1 protein-coding gene is annotated in these 1,274 nt (G+C 37.6%); it reads left to right on the top strand.

Annotated features, from left to right (window positions below):
* Positions 1-107 precede the first annotated feature (107 nt).
* On the top strand, positions 108-1,274 hold a 1,167-nt coding region (locus BACCOPRO_RS03755), incomplete at its 3' end, for a tyrosine-type recombinase/integrase (RefSeq protein WP_008141079.1).

The following is a 1,274-nucleotide window of genomic DNA, read 5'->3' as shown; positions in this document are numbered from 1 at the left end:
TGAATATCTATCTTCATTCCCTTAAATACAGACAACGCATCTAAACCACTTAAGATTTCATCTGTTTATGAAAACAACTTATTAACTAATTATAAAATCAGAAAGATATGACATCAGTAAAAGTAAAATTCAGACCTTCCACTGTTATCGGAAAAATGGGATCTATATACTACCAAGTGATTCATGGACGCATGGTACGCCAGATCAGTACCAATTATAAAATACTTTCTTCCGAATGGAATCAGCAAGAAGAATACATTATTGATCCCCGTTCCTCTCAAAATCGTTTCTCAATTCTTCAAGACACCAGAGAAAAAATTAAATGGGATCAAGAACGGTTAATCAAAATCATTACATCGCTTGACAAGCGCCCTAGCGGATATACCGCAGATGAAATTGTCTTTCAATTTCACCAAAACGCCAAAGAACAATCCTTGTTCACTTTTATGCAATACATTATCAAACAATTAAAATCCCTATACAGAATACGTACAGCCGAAACCTATCAGACAACACTCAACAGCTTCATGACCTTCAGAGAAGGACATGACATCTTGTTCGATGACATAACCTCCGACCTCATACAAAGCTACCAGGCTCACTTACAGCAAAAAGGTATTTCAATGAACACTATTTCATTTTATATGCGTATCCTCCGGGCAACTTACAACCGTGCCGTAGACAAAGAACTGACCACCCAACACTATCCCTTCAGACATGTTTACACAGGTATAGGAAAGACCGTCAAACGCGCTGTTCCTTTCAAAACGATCAAACAATTAAAATTACAAGATTTGTCATATGATACCTCCCTCGATTTCGCCAGAGACATGTTTCTTTTCAGCTTCTACACCCGAGGCATGTCATTTATAGATATGGCCTATCTGAAGAAAAAAGATCTACATAATGAAGTATTGATCTATAGAAGAAGAAAAACCGGACAGCAATTATTTATCCGATGGGAGAAATGCATGCAAGATATCGTTGACAAATATGGTCCAACTCCTACGGAATACCTGCTACCTATTATACAACATCAAAAAGAAGAACTGAAGCAATATAGAAATGCGCTTCATCTGATTAATCACAAACTAAGAAAAATCTCCAAAATCCTGGAACTGCCATCTCATATCACAATGTATGTAGCCCGTCATTCCTGGGCCAGCATAGCTAAAAGCCAAAATATTCCGATTGGAGTAATAAGCGAAGGAATGGGACACGACTCTGAAAGCACAACACGAATCTATCTTGCCTCCCTCGACAATTCTATTATA

This window comes from Phocaeicola coprophilus DSM 18228 = JCM 13818, from assembly GCF_000157915.1.
Classification (GTDB): Bacteria; Bacteroidota; Bacteroidia; order Bacteroidales; family Bacteroidaceae; genus Phocaeicola; species Phocaeicola coprophilus.
This window is presented reverse-complemented; position numbering and strand designations above follow the sequence as displayed.